General features: G+C 69.6%; 12 protein-coding genes. 6 read left to right on the forward strand and 6 right to left on the reverse strand.

What is annotated here, in order from left to right; all coding sequences use genetic code 11:
* Positions 1-2 precede the first annotated feature (2 nt).
* The 5 genes from ACFO6Q_RS09530 to ACFO6Q_RS09550 all read right to left on the reverse strand — a co-directional run bounded on the left by ACFO6Q_RS09530 (position 3) and on the right by ACFO6Q_RS09550 (position 8,197).
* On the reverse strand, positions 3-524 hold the full coding sequence (locus ACFO6Q_RS09530) for a hypothetical protein (RefSeq protein ID WP_380020426.1): 522 nt from the start codon (positions 522-524) through the stop codon (positions 3-5).
* Between the two features lie 96 nt (positions 525-620).
* Positions 621-1,664, reverse strand: a complete 1,044-nt coding sequence (locus ACFO6Q_RS09535; RefSeq protein ID WP_380020427.1) for an aminopeptidase — start codon at positions 1,662-1,664, stop codon at positions 621-623.
* Positions 1,665-1,673: 9 nt separating this feature from the next.
* Complete coding sequence (locus ACFO6Q_RS09540) at positions 1,674-2,441, reverse strand: NAD kinase (RefSeq protein WP_380020428.1); 768 nt, start codon at positions 2,439-2,441, stop codon at positions 1,674-1,676.
* Between the two features lie 43 nt (positions 2,442-2,484).
* Positions 2,485-3,168 (reverse strand): hypothetical protein, encoded by a 684-nt coding sequence (locus tag ACFO6Q_RS09545; RefSeq protein WP_380020429.1) that lies wholly within the window; start codon positions 3,166-3,168, stop codon positions 2,485-2,487.
* A 79-nt stretch (positions 3,169-3,247) separates the two neighbouring features.
* On the reverse strand, positions 3,248-8,197 hold the full coding sequence (locus ACFO6Q_RS09550; protein WP_380020430.1) for an NAD-glutamate dehydrogenase: 4,950 nt from the start codon (positions 8,195-8,197) through the stop codon (positions 3,248-3,250).
* Between the two features lie 512 nt (positions 8,198-8,709).
* Here ACFO6Q_RS09550 and ACFO6Q_RS09555 point away from each other — a divergent pair.
* The 6 genes from ACFO6Q_RS09555 (at position 8,710) to ACFO6Q_RS09580 (ending at position 16,293) form a co-directional block, all read left to right on the forward strand.
* On the forward strand, positions 8,710-9,888 hold the full coding sequence (locus ACFO6Q_RS09555) for an efflux RND transporter periplasmic adaptor subunit (RefSeq protein WP_380020431.1): 1,179 nt from the start codon (positions 8,710-8,712) through the stop codon (positions 9,886-9,888).
* Positions 9,889-9,922: 34 nt separating this feature from the next.
* The gene (locus tag ACFO6Q_RS09560) at positions 9,923-13,108 is read left to right on the forward strand and encodes an efflux RND transporter permease subunit (protein ID WP_380020432.1); all 3,186 of its coding nucleotides are present in this window, start codon (positions 9,923-9,925) and stop codon (positions 13,106-13,108) included.
* 114 nt (positions 13,109-13,222) lie between these two features.
* Complete coding sequence (locus tag ACFO6Q_RS09565; protein WP_380020433.1) at positions 13,223-13,513, forward strand: ArsR/SmtB family transcription factor; 291 nt, start codon at positions 13,223-13,225, stop codon at positions 13,511-13,513.
* Between the two features lie 127 nt (positions 13,514-13,640).
* Positions 13,641-14,393, forward strand: coding sequence for a glucose 1-dehydrogenase (locus ACFO6Q_RS09570; protein ID WP_380020434.1), 753 nt, complete (start codon positions 13,641-13,643; stop codon positions 14,391-14,393).
* Between the two features lie 57 nt (positions 14,394-14,450).
* Complete coding sequence (locus ACFO6Q_RS09575; RefSeq protein ID WP_380020436.1) at positions 14,451-15,497, forward strand: DUF3187 family protein; 1,047 nt, start codon at positions 14,451-14,453, stop codon at positions 15,495-15,497.
* Between the two features lie 40 nt (positions 15,498-15,537).
* A complete protein-coding gene (locus ACFO6Q_RS09580) occupies positions 15,538-16,293 on the forward strand; it encodes a class I SAM-dependent methyltransferase (protein ID WP_380020437.1) in 756 nt (251 codons plus the stop codon).
* Between the two features lie 127 nt (positions 16,294-16,420).
* Here the strand turns inward: ACFO6Q_RS09580 and ACFO6Q_RS09585 are convergent, their stop codons facing one another.
* A complete protein-coding gene (locus tag ACFO6Q_RS09585; protein ID WP_380020438.1) occupies positions 16,421-17,206 on the reverse strand; it encodes a lytic transglycosylase domain-containing protein in 786 nt (261 codons plus the stop codon).
* Positions 17,207-17,322: the final 116 nt, after the last annotated feature.

Genomic DNA, 17,322 nt, shown 5'->3' on the forward strand with positions numbered 1-17,322 from the left:
GGTCAGCGTACGCTGCGCCCCGAGCTTCCGCCGCTGCTGCGGCTGGGCATGCTGCGCACCGGCGCCGAAACGCCACGCGACGGCGCGCCCATGCTGCTGCGCGACGGGGCCGACGGGATCATGCCGCGTGACGGCGCCGAAGCTCCCGGGCTGCGCGACGGCAGCGCCGACATGCCGCGCGGCGGCCGTGTCGCTCCGCTGCCGCGGTCGCCGCCGCTCGGCGGCGCCCAGTTGCCGCGGTTGCGGCCGTCGTTCCAGCCGCCGTCGTGGTCGTGGCGGTGACGCCAGTAGTAGTCGTCGCCGTAGTAGTAGCCCAGCCCCAGCGACGAACCGTAGCCGTAGTAGCCTGGCCAGTAGTCGTAGTACCCCGCCGGGCCGTAGTAGCCGCCGTCGTAGTACTCGGTGCCGTAGTAGGCATCGCCGCGCGTGTAGTAGCCGGGCTCGTAGTAGCAGCCGGCCAGCGCGAACGGCATCGCCAGCAGCATGCCCGCCTTGAGGAAACCGTTCTTCAATCCACGCTTCATGGCGCAACCCTCGACTTCGACGGCGTTTACCTTACGCCTGCTGCAGTAAATAAGTCCTGACCTGCGCCGATCAAGCAAGGATCCGGACACGATTGTTCAGCGTTCAGCCGCCAGACGCGCCAGTTCGGCGTCGCGCCCGGCCTTGGGCAGGTCCGCCAGCACGCGGGCGCGCCGGTGGAATTGCGGCCATTGCCCGCCGGCCTCGCGAAACAGGCGCGCGAAGGCGGGAATCCACGTCTCGTAGAGACCGAACGGTACCAGACTGGCGTTGTTCAGCGGCGCCTGGACCCAGGCGTCGTAACGACGGCTGCCGCCCCACTCCGCGTCGCGCCGCTGCGCGTAGCGCTGGCGGAATGCGGCGAATTCTTCCTGCTTGGCCAGGCGCAGCTCCGGTTCCGGCCGCTCCGTCGCGTACAGCGCCTTCAACCGCTCGCGCAAGTCGAGCACCAGGCGCGTGAACGCCGCGTCGCGTTCGTCCTCGTGCTCGTCCGGCGGCGGCAGCCCGCGCGCGGCGCGCCATTCGCGCAGGCCCTGCTGCTGCACGAAGCTCGCATAGGATTCGTTGAACGCGGTGTCGTCGCGCACGTAGAGCTCCTGGTGCGCGAGCTCGTGGAAGATCGTGCCGTCCAGCTCGTCGTCGCTCCAGCGCAGCATGCTCGACAGGATCGGATCGGAGAACCAGCCCAGGGTCGAATAGGCAGCCGCGCCCTCGACCGAGGTGTCCTCCCCCAGCGCCCGCAGCCGCGCCGCCTCGCGCTCGGCGCGCGCGCGCTCGAAGTAGCCCAGGTAGGCGACGCAGCCGGCGAACGGAAAGCAGTGCGTGACCGGCTCGACCGAGAATTCGGCCGTCGCGAACACGTTCCAGGTCACGTACGGACGCCCCAGCTCGACGTAGCTGGTGTAGCTGCGGTTGCGCGGCAGGCCGAGCCGGTCCGAGGCGAAGGCTCGCGCCTGCTGCGCCTGCGCCAGCCGCTCGCGCAGCCTCGCGTCGCGGTGCGGATCGGCGACCACGGCGGCGACGCGCTCGCGCTTGGCCAGCAGCGCCACTTGCCCGTGCGCCACGTGCGCGTAGTAGCGCAGGCTCGAGCAGGCGCTGGTCGCGGCGAGCAGGCAGGCGATCGCCAGTGCGCGCAGCCGCATCGCGCCGGACTAGAGCTCGAACTGCTCGTTGAGGATGCGCTCCTCCAGACCGTGCTCGGGATCGAACAGCAAGGTCATGGTCTCCTCGCGCGATTCGCGGATGTGCACCTCGACCACGTCGCGCACCTCGTTGGAGTCCGCGGTGGCGCTGACCGGCCGCTTGTACGGATCGAGGATCTCGATCGAGATCTCGCTGTGCGAGGGCAGGATCGCGCCACGCCAGCGCCGCGGACGGAACGGGCTGATCGGCGTCATCGCCAGCAGCGGCGAGCCGAACGGCAGGATCGGCCCGTGCGCGGACAGGTTGTAGGCGGTCGATCCGGCCGGCGTCGCCACCAGCACGCCGTCGCAGATCAGCTCGGGAAGCTTGACCACGCCGTTCAGCGACACGCGCACGTGCGCCGCCTGCTTGGTCTGGCGCAGCAGGGAGACTTCGTTGAAGGCGAGCGCGGTGGCGGTGCTGCCCGATTCGGAAACCGCCTCCATGACCAGCGGCCGCAGCACCGTCGCCTGGGCGCGGCGGATGCGTTCTTGCAGGTCGTCGAGATGGTGCTGGTTCATCAGAAAGCCGACCGAACCGAGCTTCATGCCGTACACCGGCAGGCGGCGCGCCCGATGGCGGTGCAGGGTGCGCAGCATGAAGCCGTCGCCGCCGAGCGCGACGATGACCTCGGCCTGATCCGGCGGGACGTCGCCGTAGCGCGCGCTCAAGGCCGCCAGCGCGGCCTGCGCTTCCTCGGTCGGGCTGGCGACGAATGCGATGCGATGCGTGTCCACGTGGCTCCCCGCTGAGTGCGCGAAGCTTAGCAGGCGTCGGCGATCAGGACGCGCGACGGCGGCGCTTCTTCGCCGGCTCGCCCGGGACGTCCTCGTGCAGTCTCGACGCGTCCCCGAACATCACCGTCAGCACGCGCCCGGGCCAGATCTCGAAATAGCTCAGCAGCAGGGCCATCGCCGGCACCAGGAACACGACCAGGGCCGACGACGCCATCATGAACATCGCCACCGCGCGCAGCACGAGCAGGTACACGTCCCAGCGCACGCGCTGCTTCAGCTCGGTTTCCGGCATCGCGTCGTAGCCGGCGTCGAACGCGTTCCACGCGTGCATCGCCGCGATCGCGGCGAAGGTCAGCAGCAGCTGCGGCGAATGCACGAGCTGCCCGAGCAGCTCGGGCGAGAGCAGCAGGTCGTGCAGCGGCATCAGCACGAGCCAGTACGGCAGGCCGAGCACGCCGACCAGCACCAGCCAGACCAGGATTCCGCCGGCCCACTGCCGCAATGCACCGTCGCCGCGCGAGCGCGTCTCGCGCAGTGCGCGCGGCACCAGCGCGGCGACGATCGCGGCCAGCGCGCTCAGGCCGTCGAACCAGTAGTTGAAGACCGCCAGCGGCGCCGACCAGCCGAAGGCGTAGACGCCGACGACGGGAACCGCGTTGCGCGCCAGCACCAGCCACGCCTCGCGGCGCGAGGCGAACTCGCGCAGATGCCGCGGGAGCGACGGCAACGCACGCCGCCGCGACGCACCCGGTTCCAATGCCCCTCCCCCGGGACCGGACCGCTTCCGGCCCGGCCCCGCACGGACCTCAGCTCTTGGCCGAGGCCTGTACCAGCTGCGCGAAGCGGCGCAGCGCCACCGAAGCGATCGGATAGTCGACCGACTGCGTGCGGATCTCGCCGAGCAGGCCGAGCGTGAACTTCAGCGTCGGATCGTCGCGCTCCAGCCACGGCGCGACCGGATCGGCGACGTCGTCCGGCGCGGCCGCCAGGATCTGCGCGGCGAGCGCGCGATGCTGCGCGGCGAGCTCGTCGCGCAGCGAACCGCGCGCCTGCGCATGCCAGCGGCTGTCGACCGGCAGGCCTTCGATCTGCCGGCGCAGGCCGTCGATGTCCAGCGCCTGGCCGAGCTCGAAGAACACCGAGGCGACGCGCTCGACCGGCTTGCCGGCCTCGCGCGCGACTTCCACGATGTCGAACGCGACGCCGAGCACCGGCAGCGCCGCGAGGCGCTTGGCCAGCGTCTCGGGCACGTCCATGCCCTGCCACTTCTCCACGTCGACCTCGTAGTCGGCGCGGCCGGTGGCGGTCAGCACGCCCGGCGTGGCGGCGCGCAGCTCGGCCACGCCGGGCGCGTAGCGCTCGACGATGCCGGCAATGTCGAGCGCGCCCGCGTGGTGGTTGAGCACCCAGCGCGTCAGGTTGCGCTGCAGGTCCCAGATCTTCAGCAGCGCGTCGATCTGCACGCTCTCGGCGACCTTGCCGTCGAGCGCCTCGATCTCCGCCCACAGGCCGCGCGCGTCGACGATCTCGCGCACGGCGGAATACGCCTTGGCAATCGCCGCCGGCGGCTGGCCGGTGTCCTCCTGCATGCGCAGCACGAAGGTCGCGTCCATGCGGTTGACCATCGAGTTGGTCACCGCGGTGGCGATGATCTCGCGCTTCAGGCGATGGCGCTGCATGTGGTCGGCGTACTTCGCCTGCAGCGGCTCGGGGAAGTAGCGCACCAGCTCCTTGGACAGGAACGCATCCTCGGGCACGTCCGAGTCGAGCAGCTGCTCGAACAGCTTAAGCTTGGAATAGGACAGCAGCACCGACAGTTCCGGCCGCGTCATACCCTGGTGGCGCGCCTTGCGCTCGGCCAGCTCCGCGTCGCTGGGCAGGAACTCGATCTGGCGGTCGAGCAGGCCTTCGGACTCGAGCACGCGGATGAAGTGCGCGTTGGAGCCCAGGCGCTGCGCCGACATGTGCTCCATGACGGTGATCGCCTGGTTCTGGCGGTAGTTGTCGGTGAGCACGAGGCGGCCGACCTCGTCGGTCATCGCCGCGAGCAGCACGTTGCGCTGCTCGAGCGTCAGCTCCTCGCGCTGCACGGCGTCGTTGAGCAGGATCTTGATGTTGACCTCGTGGTCGGAGGTGTCCACGCCGGCCGAGTTGTCGATGAAGTCGGTGTTCAGCAGCACGCCCTTGCGCGCCGCCTCGATGCGGCCCTTCTGCGTGAAGCCGAGGTTGCCGCCCTCGCCGACCACCTTGCAGCGCAGCTCGCCGCCGTTGACGCGCAGCGCGTTGTTGGCGCGGTCGCCGACGTCGGCGTTGGTCTCGGTCTCGGCCTTGACGTAGGTGCCGATACCGCCGTTCCAGAGCAGGTCGACCGGCGCCTTCAGGATCGCGCTCATCAGCGTGGCCGGCGTCAGCGGCTCGCTCGATTCGCCCAGGCCGAGCGCGACGCTGGCCTCCGGCGACAGCGCGATCGTCTTGGCGCTGCGCGGATAGATGCCGCCGCCCCTGGAGATCAGCTTGGCGTCGTAGTCGGCCCACGACGAGCGCGGCAGGTCGAACAGGCGCTCGCGCTCGGCGAACGAGGCGGCCGCGTCGGGGTTCGGGTCGATGAAGATGTGGCGGTGGTCGAAGGCGGCGATCAGGCGGATGTGCCGCGACAGCAGCATGCCGTTGCCGAACACGTCGCCGGACATGTCGCCGATGCCGACGCAGGTGAAGTCCTGGCTCTGGCTGTCGTGGCCGAGCGAGCGGAAATGGCGCTTGACCGATTCCCAGGCGCCCTTGGCGGTGATGCCCATCTTCTTGTGGTCGTAGCCGACCGAGCCGCCCGAGGCGAACGCGTCGCCGAGCCAGAAGCCGTGCTCGGCGCTGACCGCGTTGGCGATGTCGGAGAACGTCGCCGTGCCCTTGTCGGCGGCGACGACGAGGTACGGATCGTCGTTGTCGTAGCGCACGACGTTTTCCGGCGGCACCACCGCGCCATCGACGAGGTTGTCGGTGATGTCGAGCAGGCCGTTGATGAACATGCGGTAGCAGGCCACGCCCTCGGCCAGCACCGCGTCGCGCTCGCCGCTCGCCGGCGGACGCTTGACGAAGAAGCCGCCCTTCGAGCCGACCGGCACGATGACCGTGTTCTTGACCATCTGCGCCTTGACCAGGCCGAGCACCTCGGTGCGGAAGTCCTCGCGGCGGTCCGACCAGCGCAGGCCGCCGCGCGCCACCGGGCCGAAGCGCAGGTGCACGCCCTCCACGCGCGGACCGTAGACGAAGATCTCGCGGTAGGGTCTTGGCTTGGGCAGGTCCGGCACCTTGGCCGAATCGAACTTGAAGCTGATGTAGTGCGCCGGCACGCCGTCGTGCAGCTGGAAGTAGTTGGTACGCAGCGTCGCGCCGATCACGCCGAGGTAGGCGCGCAGGATGCGATCCTCGTCGAGGCTGGCGACGTATTCGAGCAGCGTCTTGATCGCCGCCACGATGGTGGAGATCTGCTGCGCGCGCGGCTCGCTGCGCGCGGCGACGAGGTCGTCGATCAGGCGCGGATGCGCCTTCAGCACGTCCTCGGCGACCAGGATCTGCAGCTCCTTGGCCAGGCGCTTGCGCGCGGCCTCGATCGCCGGCTTGCCGGCGCTCTCGCGCTTGGGATCGAAGCCGGCCTCGAACAGCTCGACCAGGAGGCCGGCGATCGCCGGATAGCGGTTCAGCGTCTCCTCCATGTAGCTCTGCGAGTACGTGACGCCGGTCTGCAGCAGGTACTTGCAGTAGCCGCGCAGCACGCTGACCTGGCGCCAGTCCAGCTGCGCGCCGAGGATCAGCTTGTTGAACGCATCGTTCTCCGCAGCGCCGCGCCAGATCTGGCCGAACGCGTTCTGGAACGCCTCGCGCACCTGGTCGAGGTCGAAATCGAAGCGCTGCGCCGGCTGCACGGCGATGTCCTGGATGTACAGGTGGCTGCCCTGCACGTCGAGCTCGTGCAGCTGCTCGGTCAGCACCTTGACGCCCATGTTCTCCAGCAGCGGGATGACTTCCGACAGCTCGATCGCACTGCCGAGGCGGAACACCTTGAACTGCAGCGTGTCCGGCCGGCGGCGCGAGCGCTGCAGGCTGAGGCGGATGTCGTCGGCGTCGCGCAGGCTGGCCGCCATCTCGACGTCGACGGCGGCGACGTGCGGCGTGACCTCCTCGATGTAGCCCACCGGCAGCGCGCGGCCGTAGCGCGTGGCGAGCTTGCGGCCCTTGTCCTCGCCGTGGCGCTGCACCAGCGCGTCGCGCAGGTCGTCGTGCCAGTTGCGCACGATGTGCGCGACCTTCGCCTCGAGTTCGGCGACGTCGTAGCTGGCCTTGTCGCCCGGCTTCGGGCGGATCACCAGGTGCAGCATCGCCAGCGGCGACTCGCCGATGGCGATGGTGGAATCGATGCGCTCGCCGTGGAAGGCGCGCTTGAGCGTCGATTCGATGCGCTCGCGCACTTCGGTGTTGAAGCGGTCGCGCGGCAGGTAGACCAGGCAGGAGAAGAATCGGCCGTACTTGTCGCGGCGCACGAACAGGCGCGTGCGCGGGCGCTCGCGCAGGGCGAGGATGCCGGTGGCGACGTCGTACAGCTCGTCCTCGCTGCACTGGAACAGCTCGTCGCGCGGCAGCAGCTCGAGCACGTGGCGCAGCGCCTTGCCCGAGTGCGAGTCGCGGCGCAGTCCGGACCGGCGCATGACCGCCTCGACCTTGCGCCGCACCAGCGGCACGTCCTGCGGACGCGCCATGTAGGCGGCGGTGGTGAACAGGCCGAGGAAGCGCTGCTCGACCACCGGCACGCCCGAGTCGTCGAAGGCGAGCACGCCGATGTAGTCCATGTAGCCGGGACGATGCACGCTGGCACGCGCGTTGGTCTTGGTCAGGATGATCGCGTCCATCGAACCGGACTGCGGCAGGTCCTTGGCGACCAGGGTGCGCAGCGAGCGCGGCGCGAGCGAGCGCTCGCCGGCGCGCAGGATGCCCAGGCCCGAGCTGTCGATCGCCTGCAGCACCTCGTCGCTGCCCGACTTCTCGACGCGGTACTCGCGATAGCCGAGGAAGGTGAAGTTGTCGTCGGCCGCCCAGCGCAGGAACTCCTGCGCCTCGGCGACGCCGGCAGCGTCGACCGGCAGCTTGCGCTGCGGCAGCTCGTCGGCGATGGCGAGCATGCGCTCGCGCATCGCCTGCCAGCCGCCGACGGCGGCGCGCACGTCCTCGAGCGCGCCGCACACGGCGCGCTTGAGGCGATCCAGCTCGGCCGGCTCGGCGACGCGGTCGACCTCGAAATGCATGATCGACTCGGCGGTGCCGCTGGCCTCGTCGCCGACGCCGAAGCTGAGCAGGTGGCCGCCCGGATCGCGCGCGACGCGGAAGATCGGGTGGATCACCGAATACACCTGCAGGCCGCAGGCGTTGATCGCCATGCCGACCGAGTCGACCAGGAACGGCGCGTCCTCGGTGACCACGTCGATCAGCGTGCGCGCGACCTCGAAGCCGTGCTCGCCCTCGACCGCGTTGGCCACGCGCACCTTGGGCGCGCCGGCGCGCCGCTCGCGTGCGAAGTCCAGCACGCCGTGCACCAGGGCGGCCCACTCGGCGGCACTGCGCTCGCCGATTTCGTCGGCCGGCACGCGGCCCAGGAACTCGCTGGTGAACGCCTGCACGTCGCGCAGTCGCGCGCCGCTGAGCTGACCGGGATACTGGGCGAGAATCGAATCGACGGGCGTGTTGGCAGCGGCGCCTTGAGCGGTCATGAATGCATCCGGAGAGGGGATGGTTGCGGGGCGCGAAGGATATGCCGCCGGCGTTGCTTATTCCACCTGAGGCATGTCGCCGACCGCGGCGCGCGACACGCTCGAACCGCTCCGGCGAAGGCATGATGACCGGCCGAAGACCGCAGCATGACGATCGCACGAGCACGGCGGACATCGCGCCGCGCTACCATCGGCCCGCGCCGCGGCCCCGGCGCCGTGCCACACCTGCATCACGCGAAATCGATACACGGACGCGACGAGTTTGCGAGAATCGGAAGCCATGCGTGACAATTCCTATACCGATCGGTATAGTCTCGCCGCCCGACGCTGCGGGCGTCGGTGCGTTCGCCGCGCCCGAACCGGATCGAACCCGTTTCGCTCCGTCCGTTCGGCCGCCGGTCACCATCGGACACGGCAATCCGCCTCCACGCCGGCTTCCCGGATCTCCGGGGCCGCGGATGGCCGCGACCCGCAGCACCCAACAGCCCCGACTACAACAGGAAGACTTCGCCATGAAGTTGCATAGCGCCCTGACCTGCGCCGGCATCGCCGCGCTCGCCGTGATCGCGACCGGCTGCGGCAAGTCCCAGCAGCAGCAACCGCAGCAGATGCCGCCCCCCGAAGTCGGCGTGATCGCGGCGAAGGCGCAGGACGTGCCGCTGACCCAGGACCTGACCGGCCGCCTGTCGGCCACGCGCAGCGCCGACGTGCGTGCGCGCGTCGCCGGCGTGCTGCAGAAGCGCGTCTACACCGAAGGCACCGACGTGAAGGAAGGCCAGCTGCTGTTCCAGATCGATCCGGCGCCGGCGCGGGCGACCCTGAACGCGCAGCTCGCCAACCTCGCCTCGGCGCAGGCCACCTACCAGAACAGCCACGTCGCCGCCGAGCGCGCGCGCTCGGTCGCCGCCAAGGGCCTGCTCTCCAAGGCGGATGTCGACAACGCGAACGCCGCCGAGCGCACCGCCGCCGCGGCGGTCAAGCAGGCGCAGGCGAACGTCGAGACGGCCAAGATCAACCTCGGCTACACCAGCGTCACGGCGCCGATCTCCGGCCGCGCCAGCCAGCAGCAGGTCACCGAAGGCGCGCTGGTCGGCCAGGGCGAGGCGACCTTGCTGACGACGGTCGAACAGATCGACCCGATCTACGTGAACTTCACCCAGGCCGTCGGCCAGCTCGACAGCCTGCGCGCCGCCGCCGCCGCCGGCAGCGTCGACCTCGCCGAGCAGAACAAGGCGAAGATCGAACTGCTGCTGCCCGACGGCACGCCGTACGCCGATCCGGGCACGCTCGACTTCTCCGACCAGGCGGTCGACGCCGCCACCGGCGCCGTGTCGCTGCGCGGCACCGTGCCCAATCCGCAGCACCGCCTGCTGCCGGGCCAGTTCGTCAACGTGCGCCTGACCATGGGCGAGCTCAAGCACGTCTGGCTCGTCTCGCAGCGCGCCGTGCAGCGCGACACCAACGGTGCCTACGTGTTCACGGTCGGTGCGGACGGCAAGGTCGAACAGAAGCGCATCAAGACCGACCGCCTGCGCGGCGACAGCTGGATCGTGACCGACGGCCTCGCCGACGGCGACCAGGTGATCGTCAGCGGACTGCAGAAGGCCAAGCCCGGCCAGCCGGCCAAGGCCACGCCGTGGTCGCCGACGCCGCCGAACGCCGCGGCGCCGGCCACCGCCGCCGCGCACTGACCGCGCACGATCCAGGCAAGCAGGAACCTTTCCCATGCCCAATTTCTTCATCGACCGTCCGGTCTTCGCCTGGGTCGTCGCGATCCTGATCACGCTCGGCGGCGCGATCTCGATCACCCAGCTCGGCATCGAGTCGTATCCGTCGATCGCCCCGCCGCAGGTCGTGGTCGCCGCCACCTACCAGGGCGCCGACGCCAACACGGTCGAAAAGACCGTCACGCAGGTCATCGAGCAGCAGCTGACCGGCATCGACAACCTCGCCTACTTCAGCTCCAGCTCCGGCTCGGACGGCTCCTCCTCGATCACGCTGACCTTCGAGCCGGGCACCGACCCCGACATCGCCCAGGTGCAGACGCAGAACAAGGTGTCGCTGGCGACGCCGCGCCTGCCGAGCGAGGTGACCCAGCAGGGCATCGTCGTGGCCAAGCAGAACCCCGACTTCCTGATGGTCGGCATGCTCAAGTCCGACGACGGCGCCTACGACTCGTACGCGCTGAACAACATGCTCGCGGCGAACGTGATTCCGCAGATCCAGCGCATCCCCGGCGTCGGCAACGTGCGCCAGTTCGGCTCCGAATACGCGATGCGCATCTGGCTCGACGCGGACAAGCTCAAGGGCTACAACCTGTCCGCCGCGCAGGTGCTCGACTCGGTGCGCGGGCAGAACATCCAGGTCGCCGCCGGCGCGCTCGGCGCCGAACCGTCCGTGCCCGGCAACGGCTTCTCGGCGACGGTGACGGCCGAGGGCCGCTTCTCGACCCCCGCCGAGTTCGAGAACATCATCCTGCGCGCCAACCCCGACGGCACCACTGTGCGCCTGAAGGACATCGCGCGCGTCGAGCTCGGCCCGTTCGGCTACGGCGTCAGCGTGACCTACAACGGCCAGGCGGTGGCCGGCTACGCCGTGCAGCTGCAGACCGGCGCCAACGCGCTGGGCGTCGGCAAGGCCGTCAAGGCCAAGATGGACGAGCTGCAGGCGAGCTTCCCGCACGGCGTGTCGTGGTTCGTGCCGTACGACACCACGCCGTTCATCACGATCTCGATCGAGGAGGTCGTGCACACGCTGATCGAGGCGGTCATCCTCGTCTTCATCGTCATGCTGGTGTTCCTGCAGAACCTGCGCATGACGATCATCGCCCTGCTGGTGATCCCGGTCGCGCTGATGGGCGGCTTCCTCGGCATGTGGATGGTCGGCTTCACCATCAACCAGCTGTCGCTGTTCGGCATGGTGCTGGTGATCGGCATCGTGGTCGACGACGCGATCGTGGTGATCGAGAACGTCGAACGCATCATGGCCGAGGAAGGCCTGTCGCCGAAGGAGGCCACGCGCAAGGCGATGAGCCAGATCTCCGGCGCGGTGGTGGCGATCGCGGTGGTGCTGATGGCGGTGTTCATCCCCAGCGCGCTGCAGTCCGGCTCGGTCGGCGCGATCTACCGCCAGTTCTGCCTGACCATCGCGCTGTCGACCGCCTTCTCGGCCTTCCTCGCGCTGATGTACACCCCGGCGCTGTGCGCCACGATGCTCAAGCCGCTGCACGAGACGAAGAAGAACGCCTTCTTCCGCTGGTTCAACAAGGCCTTCGACTGGGTGCAGAAGACCTACACCGGGCACATCTTCGGCGCGATCCGCCACGCGCCGACCTGGATGGCGCTGTTCGCCGTGGTCGCCGTGCTGTGCGGCTTCCTGTTCGTGAAGCTGCCGTCCAGCTTCGTGCCGGAGGAGGACCAGGGCTTCGCCTTCGCCGTCGTGCAGCTGCCCTCGGGCGCCAGCATCGAGCGCACGAAGAAGGTCATGGGCGACATCGGCGAGCTGGTGCGCAAGAACCCGGCGGTCGAGGGCGTGATCGCGGTGTCGGGCTTCAGCTTCATCGGCAACGGCGAGAACACCGGCATGGCGTTCATCCGCCTCAAGCCGTGGGCCGAGCGCAGCGAAACCGCGATGCAGACGATCCAGCAGCTCAACGGGGCGATCTTCATGGGCGTGCGCGACGCGCAGGCCTTCGTCGTCAACCTGCCGACGATCCGCGGCCTCGGCCAGTTCGGCGGTTTCGACATGTACCTGCAGGACCGCTCGGGCGCCGGCCACGCCGCGCTGGTCGAGGCGCAGAACATCCTGCTCGGCAAGGCCGGCGAACAGAAGGACCTGCTCACCGGCGTGCGCCCGAACAGCCTGCCCGAGACCACGCAGCTGGCGATGAAGGTCGACCGCGTGCAGGCGCAGTCGATGGGCCTGTCGCTGTCGGACGTCTACACCGCGATCCAGCTGATGCTGGCGCCGGTGTACGCCAACGACTTCTTCTACCAGGGCCGCGTGCAGCGCGTGAACATGCAGGCCGACGCGCCGTTCCGCATGAACCCGGACGCGCTCAACCGCTTCTTCGTGCCCAGCTCGACGCAGACCGAGACGGTGACGACGAGCAAGGGCACGGCGACGCTGCCGGCGATGATCCCGCTGTCGAACGTGGTCTCCACCGAGTGGAAGATGGGCGCACCGACGCTGACGCGCTACAACGGCTACTCGGCGATCGAGATCGTCGGCAATCCGGCGGCGGGGCGCAGCTCCGGCGAGGCGATGGCGGCGATGCAGAACATCATCAAGAACGACCTGCCGACCGGCTTCGGCTTCGACTGGACCGGCCAGTCGCTGCAGGAGCTGATCTCGGGCAACCAGGCGCCGATGCTGTACGCCCTGTCGATCCTGATCGTGTTCCTGTGCCTGGCCGCCCTGTACGAGAGCTGGTCGATCCCGGTGTCGGTGCTGCTGGTGGTGCCGCTGGGTGTGCTCGGCGCCGTGCTGGCGACCTGGGGCCGCGGGCTGTCCAACGACGTCTACTTCAAGATCGGCATCATCACGATCATCGGCCTGGCGGCGAAGAACGCGATCCTGATCGTCGAGTTCGCGGTCGCCGAACAGCGCTCCGGACGCGGCCTCGGCGCCGCCGTGGTCGACGCTGCGCGCCTGCGACTGCGGCCGATCCTGATGACCTCGTTCGCCTTCATCCTGGGCTGTCTGCCGCTCGCGATCTCGACCGGCGCCGGCGCCAACTCGCGTCACGCGATCGGTACCGGCGTGGTCGGCGGCATGCTGTTCGCCACCTTCCTCGGCCTGCTGTTCATCCCGATCTTCTACGTCGCGATGCGCCGCCTGCTCGGCGACAAGCTCGAATCGCGCCAGGAGACGCAGGCCCAGCTCGACGCCGGCGGTCACGGCGGCCACTGAGTCCGCAAAGCGAACACGACGAACGGCCCGGTCTTCCGGGCCGTTCTCGTTTGCGCGGTCCGCATCCGGCGCTGCGGCTTGCATCGGTCGCCGGGCGCACCCATCCTTGCGGCCATGTCCGCGTCCGCCGTCCAGCTCGACGACCGCCAGTTCGAGCGCATCGCACGCGCGCTGGCCGAGCCGCGCCGCGTCGAGATCCTCAAGCAGATCGGACGCTGCGACCAGTCGACCCCCTGCACCGCGCTGCAAGGCGCCCATCCGGTCAGCGCCGCGACCATCTCGCATCACATCAAGGAGCTGGAAACGGCCGGCCTCGTCGCGATCGCGCGCGAAGGCAAGTTCGTCCACCTGACCCTGCGCCGCGACGTGCTGGCCGCCTACCTGGCGCGGCTCGCCGAGATCTGATCCGCCGCCTTCCCCGCAGCGGAAATTTCTTTCGCCGTCACCCTTGAAAGCGTTCGTCCCCCGCCCCTTATCGCTTAGACGATTAGATAATCATCTAATTGATAATCTCCCAGACCAGGACGAACACATGAGCGACAAACTGCAAGGCAAGGTAGCGGTGGTGACGGGCGCCTCCAAGGGCATCGGCGCCGGCATCGCGAAGAAGCTGGCCGAGGCCGGCGCGGCGGTGGTGGTCAACTACGCGGCCAGCCGCGACGGCGCCGATCGCGTCGTCGGCGAAATCATCGGGGCCGGCGGCAAGGCGATCGCGGTCCAGGGCGACGTGGCGAACGCCGCCGACGTGGAGCGCCTGTTCGACGAAACGAAGAAGGCCTACGGACGCGTCGACATCCTCGTCAACAACGCCGGCGTCTACCAGTTCGCGCCGCTCGAGGACGTCACCGCCGAGCTGTTCCGCCGCCAGTTCGACATCAACGTGCTCGGCCTGCTGCAAGCCACGCGCGAGGCGGTGAAGCATTTCGGCGACGGCGGCGGCAACGTCATCAACATCAGCTCGGTCGCCAGCCAGCTCGGCCTGCCCGGCTCGTCGGTCTACGCGGCGACGAAGGGCGCGGTCGACACGATCACGCACGTGCTGTCGAAGGAACTCGCGCCGCGCAAGATCCGCGTCAACTCGATCAACCCGGGCGGCGTGGAGACCGAAGGCACGCACGCGGCCGGCATCATCGGCAGCGACTTCGAGAAGCAGATGATCGCGCAGACCCCGCTCGGCCGCCTCGGCCAGCCCGACGACATCGCCTCGATCGCGGTGTTCCTCGCCTCCGACGAATCGGCCTGGCTGACCGGCGAGAAGCTCATCGCATCCGGCGGCACGCGCTGACGCCGGGTGCAATCCGGCCATGTCAGAATCGGCGTTCGAACCACCATTCGAACGCCGATGAATCTCCTTCCGTTCTTCGCCGGCCGCCGCGCGCGGGCCGGCGTCGCGGGCGCAGCCACGCGCCGACGTCCGGCGCCGCCGCGCCTGCGCTTCGCCGCGCTGCTCGCGCTGGTCCTCGCCGCGCCGGTGCTCGCCGATGACTACGTCGCCGCGCCGTGGCAGCTGCATCGCGATGCGAACCCGTTCGTCGCCTCCGGCGGCCTGCCGTTCGCGCCGCCGGCCGTCGCGGCGGACGACCGCTGGCACGTCGAGGCGACGCTCGCGGCGAGCAACACCGAGATCGAATTCGACCGCCGCGGCGAGCGCCTGCTCTACGACATGGAGATCCACGAGGCGCGCATCGCCGTCGCACGCAGCTTCGGCGAGCACTGGATCGCGCGCGCGACGCTGGCCGGAACGCGCTTCGACGACGGCTTCCTCGATTCCTTCATCGAGGACTTCCACCGCACCTTCGGCTTCACCAACGGCGACCGCGGCCGGCTCGGCACGAACGGCCACACGATCGAGTACGCCGACCAGCGCGGCGACCGCATCGCGCTGACGCGGCCGCGCAGCGGCGTCGCACCGCTGCTGCTCGACCTCGCCTGGCGCGCGCCGGCCGACGGCCACGAGTGGCTGTACGGCGCGACCTTGAAACTGCCGACCTCGCATGCGAGCCCGCTGCTCGACGACCGCGCGGTCGACCTCAGCCTGTGGCTGGCCGCGCAGTCGACCGGCGCGACGCGCCTGCCCTGGGGCGTGCGCGTCGGCGCGACGCGACGCGGTGACGGCGACCTGCTGCCGCGGCGCGCGAACGACGCATTCGCCTTCGTCGACGCCACGCTCGGCTGGTACCTGACGCCGCGCTGGGACGTCGCCGCCCAATACCAGTGGCACGGCGCGCCGTACGACTCGGCTATTGCGATGCTCGGCGACGCTGGCAGCCTGACCCTGTCGACCGCCTGGCACGCGCGCTCGGGCTGGACGCTGCGCGCCGGCCTGGTCGAGGACGTGCCGGCTCGGCACTCGCAGGACGTCACCTTCTTCGTCGGCGTCTCGCTCTGAGCGCTACAATCGCGCGCCCCGTACCCGGACCGCCGTTGCGATGAGTGCGAACGAACAAGCCCTGCTCGACAAGATCTGGTTCTACCGTTTCCGGCTGCCGAGCGGCCGCGTCACCCGCACCTACGACGACGGCGCGCTCGACGCGATCCACGAGACGCGCCTGGCGATGCTGCAGGACGTGCTGCGCGCGCGCTTCGGCGACACCCTGGCCGGCCGCAACGCGATCGACATCGCCTGCCACCAGGGCTGGTTCGCGACCCAACTGGCGCAGGCCGGTGCGGACGACGTGCTCGCCATCGACGCGCGCGCCGAACACGTCGCCGATACCACCCTGGTGCGTGACACGCTGGGCCTTGCCAATCTGCGCGTCGCGCAGTGCGACGTGCACGCTCTGGACACCGCCGCGCTCGGCACCTTCGACGTGGTGCTGATGCTCGGCCTGATCTACCACCTCGAGAACCCGGTCGGCGCGCTGCGCCAGGCGCGCGCGCTGACGCGCCAGGTGTGCCTGGTCGAGACGCAGGTCGTGCCCGGCATGACCGGCATGGTCGACTACGGCAGCTACCGCTTCGTGCGCCCGCTGAAGGGCTCCTTCGGCATCATCGACGAGACCGAGGAAACGCACGGCCCGGAAACCAGCACCACCGGCATCTGCCTGGTGCCCAGCCTCGAAGCGCTGTTCTGGATCCTGCGCAAGGTCGGCTTCACGCGCGTCGAGCTGGTGCCGCCGCCGGAGAACGCCTACGAGCAGCTGCGCTACGGCAAGCGCGTGATGGTCGCCGCCTACGTCGACTGATCTGCGCTTGCGGGAAGAAACCCTTGAAATACGAAGGACACGAAGACCACGAAGAAAGAGCCGGACGAAAAAACGCTCTCTTCGTGTCCTTCGTGTCCTTCGTGTTTCAGGCTTCTCTGCGAACCCCCTACTCCGCCGCCTGCAGCTGCGCCGGCAGCGGCTTCAGACCCATCGCGATGCGATAGCGCGCGTACAGCGCCTGTACCTTGGCGACGTAGGCCTGCGTCTCCGCATACGGCGGCACGCCGCCGTACTGCTCGACCGCGCCGATGCCGGCGTTGTATGCCGCGGCGACCAGGGTGAGGTCGCCCTCGTAGCGCTTGCGCAGGTCGCGCAGCAGGCGTGCGCCGCCATCGATCGAAGCCTTGGCGGAAAACGGATCCTTGACGCCGTATTCGCGGCTGGTTTCCGGCATCAGCTGCATCACGCCCTGCGCGCCCTTCTCCGACAGCGCGCTCGCGTCGTAGGCGCTTTCCGCGTGCGCGATCGCGCGCAGCCAGGCCTCGTCAAGGCCGGTCGCCTTCGCCGCGGCCTTGAACTGCGGCTTGAACTCGGCCAGCCGCGGCTGGCCGACCTTGCCCAGGCCCTCGTGCGCGGGCGAGCCCGGCGGCGTCGCCGCCGTGAACGCGAGTACCGGCGCCGAACCGGGCAGGTTGCGCGTGCTGTAGACGGTCCTGCCGTCCTGCTCGCGTCGGTACAGCTTGCCGTGCACGATGCCGAGCGAACCCCACAGGTTCGGCACCAGGGCCGCCCCGTCGTCGAGCTGCTTGGCGAAGCATTCCGAGCCGGGTTCCGGCGCGGTGGCCAGGCTGACCGTGCCGTCGCGCACACACCGGTACACGGTGCGCGCGGATACTTCGCCCGCGAACAGCGCTGCCGCGAGCAGCAAGACGGCGAGTCCGGCCCGGATCATGGGGAAAAGCCTGCCACGAAGCCTCATGCGGGCGGAAGTGCGGCCGGTCGGGGTGGCCTGCAAGAGGCGGCGAATGTCGCAAATGGTCTCGTCGCCGTGTTCACCGCACGGACGGG

It is taken from the genome of Dokdonella ginsengisoli (assembly GCF_042652785.1).
GTDB classification, from domain to species: domain Bacteria; phylum Pseudomonadota; class Gammaproteobacteria; order Xanthomonadales; family Rhodanobacteraceae; genus Dokdonella_A; species Dokdonella_A ginsengisoli.